We start from the raw sequence: 14767 nt of genomic DNA on the forward strand, positions 1-14767 counted from the left end.
TCAGGGCCGGATGTCGAGGATGTCCGGCACGGGGCGCCGCGGGGTGGCGGGGACTTCCGGGCCGTACCCGAGGCGCAGCACGATCTGCGCGTGCCCGGTCCCGGACACGGGGTCCCGGAGCGGCCAGCGCAGGTCGCTCCACTCGAGGGCCTGACTGGCGAACGAGGTCGACAGGCCCTCCAGGGTCGCCAGCAGCAGCACGCGCTCCATGGCCTGCCCGGCGCGCAGCCAGTCCTCCGGGCGGTCGTGCGCGGTGCTCAGGACGGCCAGCTGCGGGGACCGTTCGAACTCGGCCGCGGCGCGGCCGGCCACCGGCCTGTCCCCGGCGAAGTCCCGCATGGGCGCCTTGCCGCCCCGTTTGCGCGGTCCGAAGGCGTAGCCGGGCACTCCGTCGGGGGCCGCGCCCACCGGCGAGGAGTCGTCGGGACGGGTCCAGTCGGCCAGGTCCTGGCCACTGCCCCGGTCCGTGAGATTGCGCGCCTCGGCCTCCTCCAGCAGTTCCAGCACCTCCTCCAGGTGCCAGGAGGAGGGGAAGGCGAGCACGGCGCCCTCGCTGCCGGCGGCGTCGCCCAGCGCCGTGCGGATCCGTTCGGGGAGCCGCGTGTCGTCGAACGGGTAGCGGCTGCTGTGCCGTCGGTGGACCGCCGGGTACAGCGCCGCCAGCGCGCCGTCGGCGGTGCCGGGCCCGGCCGGACGGACGGTGGCGAGCAGACCGTGATCGGCGGGGTCGGGCAGCAGCCGGACCGCCGGGTGCCACCCTCCGCGCGCCAGCGCGACGCGCAGATTCAGCAGGGCGGCGCCGCAGCCCAGGTGGAGGGCGCGACGCTGCGGGTCGGCGTGCGGCAGCGCGCGGCCGGGATCCGCGCGCAGCTCGAACGTGCGGCTGCCGCGGAAGTGGCGGAAGCGCCACGGCTGCGCGTTGTGCAGGGACGGAGCGGCGGCGGCGTCCCGCACGAACTCCGCCGCCCGCTCGTCCGTCAGCGCCTGCCGGTCCACCGCGGGCCTCAGCCGCTGATCTCGATGCGGTGAGGCTGGGCCTGCTCGGCCTTCGGCACGCGCAGCGTCAGCACTCCCCGGGTCAGCTCCGCGGTGATGTGCCCGGTGTCGGCGTTCGGCGGCCGGCTGGTGCGGAAGTCGAACTGCCCGACGTGCCGGGTCTGCCTGCGGAGCACGCCCGTGCGTTCCTTCTCCTTGATCTCGCCGTGGACGTCGAGTTCGCCGTCCACGACCTGGACGGTGATCTCGTCCTTGTCGACGCCGGGGAGCTCCAGTTCCATCAGGTAGGCGTCCCCGGTGTCCTCGACGTCGGCGGGCGGCGCCCACGTCCGGCCCCGGCTCTCGGCGAAGCCGCTGCCGGGGAACGGGAAGGTGGCGTGCATGAGCTGGTCCATCCGCGTCCTGAGGTCCGCGAGTTCCCGGAGCGGGTCCCATCCGGAGACGGGCCCCCCGCCGCGGTGCACTGGATCCGTCATCGGTCGTCCTCCTCGTCTTCCTGGTCCCGCGGTCCGCGGCCCTGGCGGCCGCGGAGCGCGGTCACATCGGCCATCCGACGGCCGGGCGGGGCTCCGGCCGCGTCGCTCCGGTCACCCGGACGTCGCGCTCGGCGATGTCCAGCAGCTGCCGGCCCAGGTCCTGCAAGGCCCTGCCCGCCGCGAGTTCGTCGCCGATCTCCGGTACGTCCGGGTCCGCCGGGTTCCGGCGCGCGGCCCCGTGGCCGGTGAGCACCGTGGTCCCGGTGTCGACCATCGCGCGGGCCTTCGTGGTGCCGTCCTCCTCGAAGAGATAGAGGCGGGTCTTCCATTCCAGGGTGTGTGACATCTGCTCTCCTCCTCAACCGGGGACGGGCCCGTGGGCCGCGGACGCGGCTCGCGCGTGCCGTCCGGCGGGCGCCCCGGCGGTCCGCTCCGCGATGGGGCGCCGGACCGCGTCGGTGAGCGCGCCCAGCGGCCCCGAGGGCGTGGCCCGGGGCGGCACGGGACCACGGACCCGGCGGGCGGACGGCGGAAGGGCGGCCAGGTCCGCGGCGAGCCTCGCCCGGCACTCGCCGAGCCCGGCCCTGTCACCGGTGCGCCGTCCGTCCCGCATCACGGTCTCCAGCAGCGGCGTCCCGTCGTGCGGTGGCCGCTCGCCGGCGAGACCGATCACGTCGGCGCAGCCGGGGCGACGGAACACCTGTTTCGGTCCGGGCGCCGTCACCTTCGCCGAGGACAGCTTCATGACCGGTCGCCCGTCGTACTCCACCATTTTGTAGGCCGAGTCCAGATACGGCGCGTCGGCCGAGACCCCGACGCGGGTGCCGACCGCGTAGACGTCGACGGGCGCTCCGGAACGGACCAGGCGCTCGACGGCGTACTCGTCGAGACCGCCGCTGACGGTGATCCGCACGTCCGGCAGGCCCGCCCCGTCGAGGAGGGACCGGGCCCGTACGGCGAGGGCCCCCAGGTCACCGCTGTCCAGGCGCACGGCGCAGCCCGGCCCGCGGTCCAGGTCCCGCAGCACCCGTGCCGCGACGCGGACGCCCTCCTCGGTGTCGTAGGTGTCCACCAGGAAGGTCACCGGGCCCGGGTGGGTCCGGGCGAACGCGCGGAACGCCTCCTCCTCGTCCTCGAACGCCTCCACGTACGAGTGGGCCATCGTGCCGACGGCGGGGACGTCCAGGGCCGTGGCCGCGGCCACGTTGCTGGTCCCCGCGAACCCGGCCATCGCGCCGAGCCGGGCGGCCTGGAAACCCGCCCCGGGACCGTGGGTGCGGCGCAGGGAGAAGTCCACGACCGGGTGCCCGGCCGCCGCGAGCACACAGCGCACGGCCTTGGAGACGATCACCGTCTGATGGCTCAGCCGGTTGAGCACGTACGTCTCGGCCAACTGGGCCTCGGGGAGCGGAGCGGTCACCTCCAGCAGGGGTTCCCCGGCCAGCACCACCCGTCCCTCCGGTACCGCCCGCACGCTGCCGGTGAACCGCAGTCCGAGCAGGGGTTCGAGATCCCGCGGCGGGCGGTGCAGGGCGGCGGCGAAGGCGGCGGCGTCCTCCGGGCCGACCCGCAGGTCCGCCAGGTAGTCCAGGGCCGACTCCAGCCCCGCCGCGACCAGGAAGCCCCGTTCCGGCGGCAGATCGCGGACGAAGAGGCTGAACGTCGCGGGGGCGGTCATCCCCTCCCGCACATAGGACAGGGCCATCGTCACTTCGTACAGATCGGTGGTCGTCGCCTCGGACATCGCCACCTCCTCCATCCCGTCGTCGTTGCCGGGCGTCACCGGCGGAACCGGCCGGCCCACCGGGGCTCCACCAGTTCCCACTCGGCGTCCCACCGCGCGTACCTGCTGCGGTCCAGCACGAGGCGCACGCCCGCTCCCGTCAGGAAGACGCCGGCCGTCACGCTGAGCACGGTCATGCCTCCCATGAACCAGCCGTTCGCCACGGCCTGGTGGTTCGTCAGGGGCGGGCCGGTCACGGCGCCGTCCCGGTCCACCCACACCCGCACCGTGTCGCCCGCGGCGGCGTCCGGCTTCAGGAGGGCGGTCGCCGTGCGCACCGTGCCCGCGCCGTCGGTCCAGCGGACCCGCGCCCGTTCCTTCACCGTCTGTCCGACGTTCTCGGTGACCGACAGCACCCGGGCCCGGACCTGCTGCCGCTCGGCGGACTGGGTCCGCGCCGTGTGCAGCGACGACTCGTAGGCCGTCCTGCCCACGACGATCCCGGCCAGCGGCAGTCCCACGACGAGAACGGCCAGCAGCACGCGGCGCAGCCAGTACTCGACCCGGTCCGAACCGCGGATCAGCGGGTTCCGTCCCTGGTGCGCCGCCTTCCCGCCCGGTGGCGGCGGACCGGACGCGTGCGGTGAACTCCGGATGGTCATCGCCGGGCCTCCAGCACATCGCCGGCTGCTTCGCTTACCACGGTCGGACTGCGGCGGGCCCCGTTCACAGGGCCGAAGGTCCCTGAACGGGCGGTTTTCGGGCCCGGGCCCCGGTCCCCGCCGACGCGCCCCCGTTCCCCCGGGCCCGCGTGCGCGGCGGAAGGGGATGCGGTAACTCTCGAAGGGGCGGCGGGCACCGCGCGGCGTACCGACGCCTCCCGGGAGGCGAGCCCGTCACCGCCGTTCCCTGTTCCTTACGAGAGGGAGACAGGCGTCATGGAACCAGTGATCACCGTCGGCCTCGACGGTTCACCCGAGAGTCTCTCCGCCGCCCGCTGGGCCGCGGACGAGGCCGCCTGCCGCAGGGCGACGCTGCGCCTGCTGCACGCCTGGCCGATGCTCGCGCCGGAACCCACCCGGGTGCCCGCCGAGATCGACCAGAACTACTGGGCGAAACGGCTGGTGCACAACGCGCGGGCGGAGATCGTCAAGCGCCACCCGGATCTGGACGTCGCCGGCGACCTGGTCGCCGAGGACGCCCAGGAGGCACTGCTGCACGCGGCGTCGGAGTCCCTCATGACCGTGCTCGGTTCGCGCGGACTGGACCTCGCCGAGAGCTACTTCCTCGGCGACATCAGCATGTCCGTCGCGGCGCACGCCGCGCGGCCGGTCGTCCTGGTCCGCGCCGAGCCCCGCGCCGAGGCGTCACCCGCGGGGACGGACGGCGTCGTGGTCGCGCTGAAGCTGCACGGCCCCTGCGACAACCTGCTCGGGTTCGCCTTCGCCGCCGCCGCGGCGCGCGGTGTCCCGCTGCGGGCCGTGCACGGACGGAGCCTGCCCTTCCACGCCCACGTCCCCTGGGGGGTGGACCACGACGTCGCCGAGGAGATCACGGGGGACGTGCGGCAGCGGCTGGACGAGGTCCTCGCCCCCTGGCGCGAGAAGTACCCGCGGGTCGTGGTGACCGACGGCATCGGCCTGGAGAGCCCCGCCCGGGCGGTCCTGAGGTCCGCCGAAGGCGCCGGACTGCTGGTCGTGGGCAGGCGCGGGCACCACCGGGTCCCGGCGCGCCGGCTGGGTCCCGTCGCTCAGGCGGCCCTCCACCACGCACACTGCGCCGTCGCGGTCGTCCCCCATGACTGAGCCGGCCGGCCGGAAGGACACGCCGACGGCCGCGGACCGGTTCCCGCGCGCGGAGATGCACGAGACGCACACCGCGGTCGTGCTCCTCTTCGGCGAGCACGCCTACAAGATCAAGAAGCCGGTCGACCTCGGGTTCCTGGACCACACCACGCAGGCGGCCCGCGAAGCCACCTGCGCCCAGGAGGTGGCCCTCAACCGACGCTTCGCCGAGGACGTCTACCTGGGCGTGGGCGAGCTCCGCATGCCGCACACCGACGAGGCCGAACCGCTCGTGGTGATGCGCCGCATGCCCGCGGACCGCCGGCTGTCCCGGCTGGTGCGGGAGGGAGCCGACGTCGACGACGTCCTGCGGGCCGTGGCCCGGCAGCTCGCCGCACGCCACGCGGACGCGCCCCGCAGTCCGGAGGTGGACGCGCAGGGCACCCGCGACGCGCTCCTCTCCCGGTGGGAGGCGAGCTTCGCGCAGGTGCGCGCCCTGGACGGGGAGGTCCCCCTGCCCGACGGCCTCGACGAGACCGAGCGGCTGGTGCGCCGCTACCTCGCCGGCCGCGAGGCCCTGTTCGACACGCGGATCCGGGAGGGGCGGATCGTCGACGGGCACGGCGACCTGATGGCCGAGGACGTCTTCTGCCTCGACGACGGACCGCGGATCCTCGACTGCCTGGAGTTCGACGACCGTCTCCGCCACGTCGACGGCCTCGACGACGCCGCCTTCCTCGCCATGGACCTGGAACAGCTCGGCGTCCCGGAGTCCGCCGCCCACTTCCTCGCCCGCTACAGCGAGTACTCCGGGGACCCCGCGCCCCCCTCGCTGTGGCACCACTACGTGGCCTACCGGGCGTTCGTCCGCGCCAAGGTCTCCCTGATCCAGTCCCGCCAGGGCGCGCCCGGTGCCGGGGCGGCGGCCCGGCGGCTCGCCACGGCGACGCTGCGGCACCTGCGCACCTCCGCCGTCGGCCTCACCCTGGTGGGCGGGCTGCCGGGCAGCGGGAAGTCCACGCTCGCCGGAGCCCTGGCCGACCGCCTCGGGGTGACCCTGCTCAGCAGCGACCGCCTCCGCAAGGAACTGGCCGGCATCCCGGCGGAGCAGTCCGCGGCGGCCCCCTACGGCGAGGGCCTGTACACACCGGAGTGGACCGACAGGACCTACACCGAGCTGCTCGACCGCGCGGCCGCCCTGCTGTCCGCGGGGGAGCCCGTCGTCCTGGACGCCACCTGGTCGGACCCGGGCCGGCGCGAGGCGGCCCTGCGCACGGCCGAACGCACCCGCGCCGATCTGGTGGCCCTGCACTGCCGGGTCCCCGGCGAGGTGTCGCGGGCCCGCCTGACCACCCGCGCCGAGGGCGCTTCGGTGTCCGACGCGGACGCCGCGGTGGCCGCCGCCATGGCGGCGGGGGAGCCGCCGTGGCCCGAGGCCGTCCGGGTCGACACCGGCGGCCCCCTGGAGGCCGCGGTCGTCCAGGCGCTGGCGGCCGTGCACCCGTGGGGCACGGGCCGGGCCCCCGTCTTCCGCCGCCCCTACATGCGGCCGGACTGACCCGCGCGGGCGGGCCCCGGAAGCCGTGCGGACACCCCCGCCGTGTTGCCCGCGGGTCCCCCGGGGGCGACGGTGGAGAGGAGACGGCGAGTGAGGGAGCGGCCATGCGCGGACTCGTCTATCACGGCCCCGGACGGACCTCGTGGGACACGGTCCCCGATCCCGCGATCGAGGAGGACACCGACGCGATCGTGCGCGTCGACGCGACCACCGTCTGCGGAAGCGATCTGCACATCCGGCGGGGCGACCTCCCCGAGGTGGAACCGGGGACGGTCCTCGGCCACGAGGCCGTCGGCGAGGTGGTGGAGACCGGCCGGGGGGTGCACACCCGGCGCCCGGGACACCAGGTGATCGTGTCGTCCGTGTCGGCCTGCGGGCACTGCCCGCCCTGCCGCGACGCCATGTACGGACAGTGCCGGGGCGGCGGCGGATGGATCCTGGGCCAGCAGATCAACGGGACACAGGCCGAGTTCGTCCGCGTCCCGTTCGCCGACTCCTCCACCCACCGCCGGCCCCCGTACCTCCCGCTCGACGAGGCGGTCCTGCTCGCCGAACTCCTCCCGACCGCCTACGAGGTCGGGGTGCGCAACGGGCACGTGGGCCCGGGGGACACCGTCGTCGTGGTGGGCGCGGGTCCCGTGGGCCTCGCCGCGGTGATCCTGGCCCGCCTCTACTCACCCCGGCGGATCGTCGCGGTGGACCTCTCCCCGTCCCGACTGGCGTCCGCCACCCGTATGGGCGCCCATGCCGCCGAACTGCCCGGCCGGATGGTCGCCGACGTGTCCGAGGGACCCGGCGCCGACGTCGTCATCGAGGCCGCGGGCGACCCGGAGAGCTTCCTCCTGGCGACCCGCGTGGTGCGCGCCGGCGGGCACATCGCCAACATCGGCATGCACGGCGGGCCCGCCACCCTCCACCTCGAGGCCCTGTGGCGCAAGAACGTCACCATCAGCACCGGCCAGGTCGACACGTCCTCCACACCGTGGCTGCTCGACCTGCTGGCGTACGGACGTCTGACGGTCTTCCCACTGGTCACCCACCGGCTGCCCCTCGGGCACATGGAGGACGCCTACGAGGTCTTCGCGCACGGGCCGGAGACCGGCGCCCTCAAGGTGGTCCTCCACCGCGAGCTACCGGAACCGTCCGGGTAGCCGGTCCTCCGGTCCGCCCGGGCACACCCCTCACCTCACCCGGGCGACGAGGAAGTCGGCACTCCCGGAGAGCGTGGTGAGCAGCGGGGCGTCCGCGTCGTCGATGCGCACACCGGTGCGTTCGCCGAGGATCTCGATGTAGGAGAGGAAGTCGAGCGAGTCCATCTCCAGCGCGTCCCGGAACGTGTCGTCGGGACCCAGCGCGGCCAGGTCGGCGTCGGGGACGACCTGGGTGATCGTCTCCCTGACCACGGCGAGGGCGTCGGTTCGGTTCACAGCTCCTCCGGTTTCTGCAGGAGACGGTCGACCGCGGTGAGGTAGCGGGCCCCGACGGCGCCGTCCGTCGCCCGGTGGTCCGCCGAGAGGGTGACGGTGACGACCGGCCGCACACCCAGCAGCCCGTCGACCGCCCACGGCCGGTCGGCGACCCGCCCGAAGCCGACCAGGGCAACCTGCGGCGGATGGATGACGCCGAACACGGTCTCCACGCCCTGGTCGCCCAGGTTGGTGACCGTGAGGGTGGCGTCGGACACCTCGGAACCGCGCAGCCTGCCGGTGCGGGCGCGGGTGACCAGATCCTTGAGCGCGCCCATCAGCGCGGGCAGGTCCAGCGTGTCGGCCCCGTGCAGCACGGGGGCGATGAGCCCGCCGCCGCGCAGGGACACCGCCACGCCGAGATGGACGCCCTCGCCCGCGGTGAAACGGTCGTCGGTCCAGAAGCCGTTGAGCGCGGGCACCTCGCGCGCCGCGAGGGCGGCCGCCTTGAGCAGCAGGGCCGCCGGAAGCAGTCGTTCCGCCATCGGGCCGCGCCGGTTGTGGTCGTGGAGCCAGTCCATGGAGACCGCCATGTCGACGGTGGTGGACAGGTAGTAGTGCGGTATGTCCCGGTTGGCGCGGGTCATGAGCCGGGCGATCGCTTGGCGCATCCCCGGAGCCTGCTCCCCGGGAGGGCGGGAGGGGCGCACGGACGCCGCGGCCGGGGGAGGCGGCGGGGGCGGGGCGGCACCTCCGGGGGCCGCCCCGCCCACGTCCTCGGCGCGGATGACGGAATCCCTTCCGGTGCCGGTCACCGAGGCCAGGTCGACGCCCAGTTCGGCGGCTCGCCGGCGGGCCAGGGGGGTGGCCCGCACCCGTGGGGACCGGGCCGTGTCCGTCGCCGCCCGTTCGATGTCGGCCCGGGTGACACGCCCGGCCGGCCCGGTGCCGTGCAGGGCCGTGAGATCGACGCCGCGCCGTTCCGCGAGGCGCCGGATCAGCGGGCCCGTCCCGCCGACCTCGCCGTCCCCGCCGGCGGGTTCCGGTCCAGGGGCCGGCTCGGGCTCGGCTGGTTCCTGGGGTGCGGGAGGCGTGACCGGGTGTTTCTGCCGTTTCCCACGGCCCTCCGGTTCCCGGCGCGCTCCCTCCGCCGGTTCGATCAGCGCGAGCGGAGTGCCCACCGGCACCGTCGCGCCCGGTTCGACGAGCAGCCGTCCCATCGCCCCGCTCTCGAAGCACTCCACCTCGATCGTGGACTTCGCCGTCTCGACGACCGCGACCGGATCGCCCTTGCGGAGCGGGTCGCCGGGTGCCACGAGCCACTCCACGAGCGTGCCCTCGTCCATGTCGGCGCCGAGTGACGGCATGGTGAACTCGCCCATGGTCAGCCCACCGCCCGGTGTGCCGCCGCGACGATCCCGGCGGTCTGCGGCAGGGCGGCCTCCTCCAGGCGCCTGGCGTACGGAATGGGCACCTCGGCACCGCACACCCGCTCCACGGGGGCGTCCAGCTCGTAGAACGACTCCTCGGCGAGGCGGGCGGACAGCTCGGCGGCGACGCTCCCGGTGCGCCACGCCTCGTCGACGACCACCGCACGGTGGGTCCGGGCCACGGAGGCGGCGACGGTCCCGGCGTCGAGGGGCCGCAGCGTGCGCAGGTCGACCACCTCCGCGTCGACACCGTCGGCGGCCAGCTCGTCCGCGGCCGCGAACATCTTGGGCAGCGAACCGCCGTACGTGATGAGGGAGACGGCGTCGCCGGGCCTGCGGACCGCCGCGTGGTCCAGATCCACGGAGGCGGCCTGCGGGGCGAGCGGGCCGGAGGCGTTGTAGAGGCTGCCGTGCTCGAAGATCACCACGGGGTCGGGGTCGGCGAGCGCCGGGGCGAGCATGTGGCGCGCGTCCTCGAGCGTCGCCGGGGCGAGGACGCGGATGCCGGGAATGTGCGCGTAGAAGCTCTCCAGACTGTGCGAGTGCTGCGCCGCGAGCTGCCGTCCCGCGCCCGTCGTCATCCGGATGACCAGCGGGACGGGCAGCTGGCCGCCCGACATGTGCAGCAGGGTGGCGGCGTTGTTCAGGATCTGGTCCAGGGCGAGCAGACTGAAGTTGACGGTCATGATCTCCACGATCGGCCGCATGCCGGCCAGCGCGGCCCCGATGCCGGCGCCCACGAAGGCGGACTCCGAGAGCGGGGTGTCCCGGACCCGGTCCGGGCCGAACTCCTCCAGCAGACCGAGGCTGACCCCGAAGCAGCCGCCGTACCTGCCCACGTCCTCGCCCATGAGGAACACCCGGTCGTCGGAGCGCATCGCCTCCCGGAGGGCCTCGCGCAACGCCTCCCGGTACGTCGTAGTCTCCTGCGTTCCGGCTGTGCTCACTGCCGGTTCACCTCCCCGGCCCGCGCGCTGGTGACATGACGGAGCAGGTCCTCGACCGGCTCCTCGGGCGCCCGCTCGGCCGCGTCCACGGCATGGTCGATCTCGTCGGCGATCCGCCGTTCGATCCGGGCGAGCTCCTCGTCGACCGGCTCCCCGTCGTCGCGCATCCGCTCCGTCAGCCGGCCGATGGGGTCCCGGGACTTCCAGCGCTCGATCTCCGCCTTGTCGCGGTAGCGGTCCGGGTCGTACATGGAGTGGGCGCGGAACCGGTAGGTGCGCAGCTCCAGGAAATGCGGTCCGGTGCCCGCCCGGATACCCTCGACGGCCCGCCGGGCGGCCTGTGCGACGGCTTCGACGTCCATGCCGTCCACGGCCCAGGCGGGCATGCCGTAGGAGGCGGCGCGCATCGCCAGGTCCGTCTGCGCGTGCTCCCGGGCGAGCGCGGTGCCCATGGCGTACAGGTTGTTCTCGCAGACCAGCAGCAGGGGCAGATCCCACAGGGCGGCGAGGTTCGCCGTCTCATGGAACTCGCCCTCGGCGAAGGCCCCGTCGCCGAAGAAGCAGCAGGTGACGCGGGGCAGGCCGCGCAGGCGGTCGGCGAGGGCGAGGCCCGCGGCCGGCGGCAGCCCGCCGGCGACGATCGCGCTGCCGCCGTAGAAGCGCCGGCTCACGTCGAACAGGTGCATGGATCCGCCCCGGCCGCCGCTGCACCCGGTCGTCCTGCCGTACATCTCCGCCATGATGGCCTCGGGCGGGAGGCCGCGGGCCAGCGCATGACCGTGTTCGCGGTAGGTGGAGACGACGGCGTCCTCGGGGGACAGCGCCGCGTTGACGCCGACCGCGACGGCCTCCTCGCCGATGTAGAGGTGGACGAAGCCGCGGATCTTCGAGGCGCTGTACAGCTCGACGCACCGTTCCTCGAAACGCCGGATGCGGAGCATCGCCTCCAGCAGGCCGGTCCGCCGCCCGGGCTCGGCCCGGCCGGCCGGCCGGCGGGGGACCCGCGTGCTCCTTCCGCCTGTCCGTCGTGGTCTTCCTGCCGGGCTTCGGGGACGCGGGCTGCTTCCGGGGGCGGGCGGTGGGCCGGGCGGCTGTCATGCGGATCCCTCCAGGGTCGACAGGTCACCGGTGGGCAGGCCCAGTTCACGCGCGCGCAGCAGCCGGCGCATCACCTTGCCGCTGCGTGTCCTGGGCAGGTTCTGGTCGAACTCCATCTCCCTGGGCGCGACGGCCGGGCCCAGCCGCCGGCGGGCGAAGCCCAGCAGCTCGCGCCGCAGACCGGCGGAGGGCTCCACACCCGGGCGCAGCGACACGAAGGCCTTGACAACGTTCCCGGCCACGGCGTCCGGCCGTCCGATCACCCCGGCCTCGGCGACCGCCGGATGCTCCATCAGCGCGCTCTCCACCTCGAACGGGCCGATCAGATGCCCGGCCGACTTGATCACGTCGTCGGCGCGCCCCACGAACCAGTACCAGCCGTCCGCGCCCCGCCGCACCAGGTCGCCGGTCAGGTACCAGCCGCCGGCGAAGGCGGCGGCGTAGCGCTGCTCGTCGTGCAGATAGCCGCGGAACATCGACGGCCAGCCTGGACGCAGCGCCAGCTCCCCCTCCTCGCCGGCGCCCTCCACCGGGGTGACCCGGCCGTCCGTGACCCGGGCCCGGCCGTCCACACCGGTCCGCAGCACGGTCGCCTCGACACCGGGCAGCGGGCGGCCCATCGAGCCGGGACGGATGTCGCAGGCCGCGTAGTTCGCGATCATGATGCAGCCGGTCTCCGTCTGCCACCAGTTGTCGTGCACGGGCAGGCCCAGCACGTCCCTGCCCCACACCACCGCCTCGGGGTTGAGGGGTTCACCGACGGAGGCGATGAAGCGCAGCGCCGAGAGGTCCTGGGAGCGCGGCAGGTCGTACGGGCCCTGCCGTGGTGTCGCACGCATCAGCATGCGCAGCGCCGTGGGCGCCGTGTACCAGACGCTGACCCGCTGCCGCCCGAGGATTCGGTACCAGCGGCGGGCGTCGTAGTCGCCCTCGTCGACGACCACCGTCGCGCCGTGCGTCAGCGGGGCGATGACGCCGTACGACATGCCCGTGACCCAGCCGGGGTCGGCGGTGCACCAGTACACGTCCCCCGGACGCAGGTCGAGGGCGTACGCGGCCGTGGCGTGATGGGCGACCACCGCCTCGTGGACGTGGACCGCGCCCTTGGGGGTGCCGGTGGTGCCGCTGGTGAAGTGCAGCAGGGCCATGTCCCCGGGAGAGGTGGGGGGAATGGTGAAGGTGTCCACGGCGGCGGACACCAGCTCCTCGAAGGAGGCCGTGCCGGGCAGTTCCCCGGCGCCCGGTCCGACGATCAGCACGTGTTCCAGGCCGGGCAGCGCGTCCCGGCGGGCGGCCACCTTCTTGCGGTAGAGCGCCGCCGTGGTCACCAGGACCCGTGCGTCGCCGAGCCGCAGCCGCTGCTCCACGGGATCGGGTCCGAACGCGGAGAAGAACGGGCAGAGCACTCCGCCGCACTTCAGCGTTCCCAGCACCGCCGTGTACAGCTCGGGACACCGGCCGAGCAGGGTGAACACCCGGTCTCCGCGGCCGACTCCGAGCGTCCGCAGCGCATTGGCGAAGCGGGCGGTACGCCGGGCCAGCTCCGCGTACGTGACGTCGGTGACGGCGTCGTCCCTCCCGACGCACCGCAGCGCGGCCTTCCCCGCCCGGTCCGAGGCGGCGTGCCGGTCCACCGCCTCGTGCGCGATGTTCAGCCCGCCGTCCGGCAGTCCCGCCAGTGCCTCGCGCGCACGGGCCCAGGTGAACGCCGAGCGGGCCTCTTCGTAGTCGGTGAGGCGGGGTTCGACGGCCGGCGCGGTGTCCTTGTGGATCGTTTCCCAGTCCATGGGCGCTCCTCGCGGCGCTGCCCTTGATCTCCAGGGTCGCGGAGCACGGCACCGGTCGCACCTCGGGCCGCCGGCCCGTCCCGCGGGACGGGCGGCACCGCTGCCGAGGAGCCGGGGGCCGCCCGCTTCTTGCGGGCCCTCATCGCACGGTGCGCGGTCTCGCTCCGCTTCTCCGTGCCCCTGTGTGGCCCTCGGCTCCCTTCCATGACACCGCCGTCCGCCCTCCGGCGGTAGGGCCGGACGGCCCCGGCCGGGTGGGCCTTGCGGTACGGGGCCTGACGGCCCCGCGCGGGTGCCCCGGTGGCCCCTGCCGCCGGGACCGCCCACCGCGCGACGCTGAGGGCGGGGGAGAAGGCCTTTCTGGAGGTGTGGGTCATGGTGCTTTCGCCCGTGGTGGTCGGAGTCGACGGTTCCGCCGAGAGCCTGGCGGCGGCCGAGTGGGCGGCCGGTGAGGCCGTACGCCGCGGACGTCCGCTGCGGCTGCTGCACGTGCGCAACTGGCATCCGCGTCAGGGCGAGTCGGCGGCCGCGCTCGCCGCCGAGCGGCGCCTGGCGCGGCGGGCCCTGCGGGCGGCGGAGGACCGTGCCCGCGCCGCCCGCCCCGGGGTGCGGCTGGACGAGGAGCAGGTCGAGGGCCCGGCGACCGCGGCCCTGTTGAGGGCGGCGGCCGACGCCGAGCCGCTGGTGCTGGGCTGGCGCGGGCTGGGCCGGGTGACGGGACTGCTCGTGGGCTCGGTCGCGCTCGGGGTGGTGGCGAAGGCCACCGGACCCGTGGTCCTGGTACGGGCCGGTGACCCGGCCGCCGAGGCGCCGGAGGACGCCGGCACCGGTCGGCGGGACGTGGTGGTCGGCGTCGACGTCACGGAACCGTGCGACGAGGTGCTGGAGTTCGCCTTCGAGGCGGCGCGCCGGCGCCACACCCGGCTGAGGGCGCTGCACGCCTGGCGCACGCCCGACCCGTTCACTCTGGGACCGGGTGAGATCGGCCTGGTGAGCGCCCCCGACCGGGCCGGGGAGTGGCTGCGCTTCCTCACCGCGGTGCTCCAGGTGTGGCGCGACAAGTACCCCGACGTGGAGGTCCTCGAGACCGTCGTCGAGGGCAGGCCCGCGGGAGCCCTGGCGAAGGCGGCGTCCGGCGCGGAGCTGCTGGTCGTCGGACACCGGCTCACCGACCGCCCGACGCTGCCGCGCACCGGCCCGGTCACCCACGCCGTGATCCAGCGGTCCGGCTGCCCCGTGGCCGTCGTGCCGCACGGCTGACCCCGCGACGTCCGCGCCGGCGGCTCCGGGGAGCCGCTAGCGGCGGGCGCGCCGGTGGGCGACGAGCAGTCCGAGGGCCATGCCCACGAGGAGCGTGACCGTGAGGACGCTCCACAGCGGGAGCGTGACGGTCGGCACCCACAGCCTGATGGTGACCGACTTCGTGTTGGCGGCGATGAACCAGATGGCCAGGGCGGCGAGCACCAGGAAGCCGATGGTGCGGAGCCTGACGTCCCGCCCCTTGACCGTCACGGTCGACGGACCGTACGCGTTCGCGGATTTCCGGGCCATGATGCCCATTA

Annotated in this window: 15 protein-coding genes; 4 read left to right on the forward strand and 11 right to left on the reverse strand. The window is 74.8% G+C overall.

The genetic code is table 11. The annotated features are described in order from the left end of the window. The 5 genes from CNQ36_RS31610 to CNQ36_RS31630 form a co-directional block, all read right to left on the reverse strand. Window positions 1–996, reverse strand: coding sequence for an Acg family FMN-binding oxidoreductase (locus CNQ36_RS31610; RefSeq protein ID WP_121549003.1), 996 nt, complete (start codon window positions 994–996; stop codon window positions 1–3). 8 nt (window positions 997–1004) lie between these two features. Beyond that, window positions 1005–1472, reverse strand: coding sequence for an Hsp20/alpha crystallin family protein (locus tag CNQ36_RS31615; RefSeq protein ID WP_121549005.1), 468 nt, complete (start codon window positions 1470–1472; stop codon window positions 1005–1007). Window positions 1473–1533: 61 nt separating this feature from the next. Then, window positions 1534–1818 carry a DUF1876 domain-containing protein gene (locus CNQ36_RS31620; RefSeq protein WP_004922130.1) on the reverse strand — a complete coding sequence of 95 codons (285 nt, stop codon included), beginning with the start codon at window positions 1816–1818 and terminating at the stop codon, window positions 1534–1536. Window positions 1819–1830: 12 nt separating this feature from the next. Next, the gene (locus tag CNQ36_RS31625; RefSeq protein WP_121549626.1) at window positions 1831–3216 is read right to left on the reverse strand and encodes a nicotinate phosphoribosyltransferase; all 1386 of its coding nucleotides are present in this window, start codon (window positions 3214–3216) and stop codon (window positions 1831–1833) included. Window positions 3217–3251: 35 nt separating this feature from the next. Then, window positions 3252–3857, reverse strand: a complete 606-nt coding sequence (locus CNQ36_RS31630; protein WP_121549007.1) for an Rv1733c family protein — start codon at window positions 3855–3857, stop codon at window positions 3252–3254. 276 nt (window positions 3858–4133) lie between these two features. On the opposite strand from CNQ36_RS31630, the gene CNQ36_RS31635 reads away from it, so the two are divergent. The 3 genes from CNQ36_RS31635 to CNQ36_RS31645 all read left to right on the forward strand — a co-directional run bounded on the left by CNQ36_RS31635 (window position 4134) and on the right by CNQ36_RS31645 (window position 7688). Further along, on the forward strand, window positions 4134–5000 hold the full coding sequence (locus CNQ36_RS31635; protein WP_121549009.1) for a universal stress protein: 867 nt from the start codon (window positions 4134–4136) through the stop codon (window positions 4998–5000). A 55-nt stretch (window positions 5001–5055) separates the two neighbouring features. Further along, window positions 5056–6537, forward strand: a complete 1482-nt coding sequence (locus CNQ36_RS31640) for a bifunctional aminoglycoside phosphotransferase/ATP-binding protein (protein WP_121549627.1) — start codon at window positions 5056–5058, stop codon at window positions 6535–6537. A gap of 104 nt (window positions 6538–6641) precedes the next feature. Continuing rightward, window positions 6642–7688: an alcohol dehydrogenase catalytic domain-containing protein gene (locus CNQ36_RS31645; RefSeq protein ID WP_121549011.1), complete on the forward strand. Its 1047-nt coding sequence runs from the start codon at window positions 6642–6644 to the stop codon at window positions 7686–7688. A 30-nt stretch (window positions 7689–7718) separates the two neighbouring features. On the opposite strand, the gene CNQ36_RS31650 is transcribed toward CNQ36_RS31645, so the two are convergent. The 5 genes from CNQ36_RS31650 to acsA all read right to left on the reverse strand — a co-directional run bounded on the left by CNQ36_RS31650 (window position 7719) and on the right by acsA (window position 13205). After that, the gene (locus CNQ36_RS31650) at window positions 7719–7964 is read right to left on the reverse strand and encodes an acyl carrier protein (protein ID WP_040905474.1); all 246 of its coding nucleotides are present in this window, start codon (window positions 7962–7964) and stop codon (window positions 7719–7721) included. Next, window positions 7961–9325: a 2-oxo acid dehydrogenase subunit E2 gene (locus CNQ36_RS31655; protein ID WP_121549013.1), complete on the reverse strand. Its 1365-nt coding sequence runs from the start codon at window positions 9323–9325 to the stop codon at window positions 7961–7963. The genes CNQ36_RS31650 and CNQ36_RS31655 overlap by 4 nt, the downstream gene beginning before the upstream one ends. A 2-nt stretch (window positions 9326–9327) precedes the next feature. Continuing rightward, window positions 9328–10320, reverse strand: coding sequence for an alpha-ketoacid dehydrogenase subunit beta (locus CNQ36_RS31660; RefSeq protein WP_121549015.1), 993 nt, complete (start codon window positions 10318–10320; stop codon window positions 9328–9330). Then, a complete protein-coding gene (pdhA, locus tag CNQ36_RS31665) occupies window positions 10317–11261 on the reverse strand; it encodes a pyruvate dehydrogenase (acetyl-transferring) E1 component subunit alpha (protein ID WP_206278603.1) in 945 nt (314 codons plus the stop codon). The genes CNQ36_RS31660 and pdhA overlap by 4 nt, the downstream gene beginning before the upstream one ends. Before the next feature lie 153 nt (window positions 11262–11414). After that, entirely contained in the window at window positions 11415–13205 is a 1791-nt protein-coding gene (acsA, locus tag CNQ36_RS31670) for an acetate--CoA ligase (RefSeq protein WP_121549017.1), read from the reverse strand. Between the two features lie 378 nt (window positions 13206–13583). On the opposite strand from acsA, the gene CNQ36_RS31675 reads away from it, so the two are divergent. Then, entirely contained in the window at window positions 13584–14465 is an 882-nt protein-coding gene (locus CNQ36_RS31675) for a universal stress protein (protein ID WP_121549628.1), read from the forward strand. Between the two features lie 36 nt (window positions 14466–14501). Here the strand turns inward: CNQ36_RS31675 and CNQ36_RS31680 are convergent, their stop codons facing one another. After that, the gene (locus CNQ36_RS31680) at window positions 14502–14756 is read right to left on the reverse strand and encodes a LapA family protein (protein WP_163013451.1); all 255 of its coding nucleotides are present in this window, start codon (window positions 14754–14756) and stop codon (window positions 14502–14504) included. Between the last annotated feature and the right edge of the window lie 11 nt (window positions 14757–14767).

The sequence above is a fragment of the Streptomyces fungicidicus genome, assembly GCF_003665435.1.
In the GTDB taxonomy this organism is placed as follows: domain Bacteria; phylum Actinomycetota; class Actinomycetes; order Streptomycetales; family Streptomycetaceae; genus Streptomyces; species Streptomyces fungicidicus.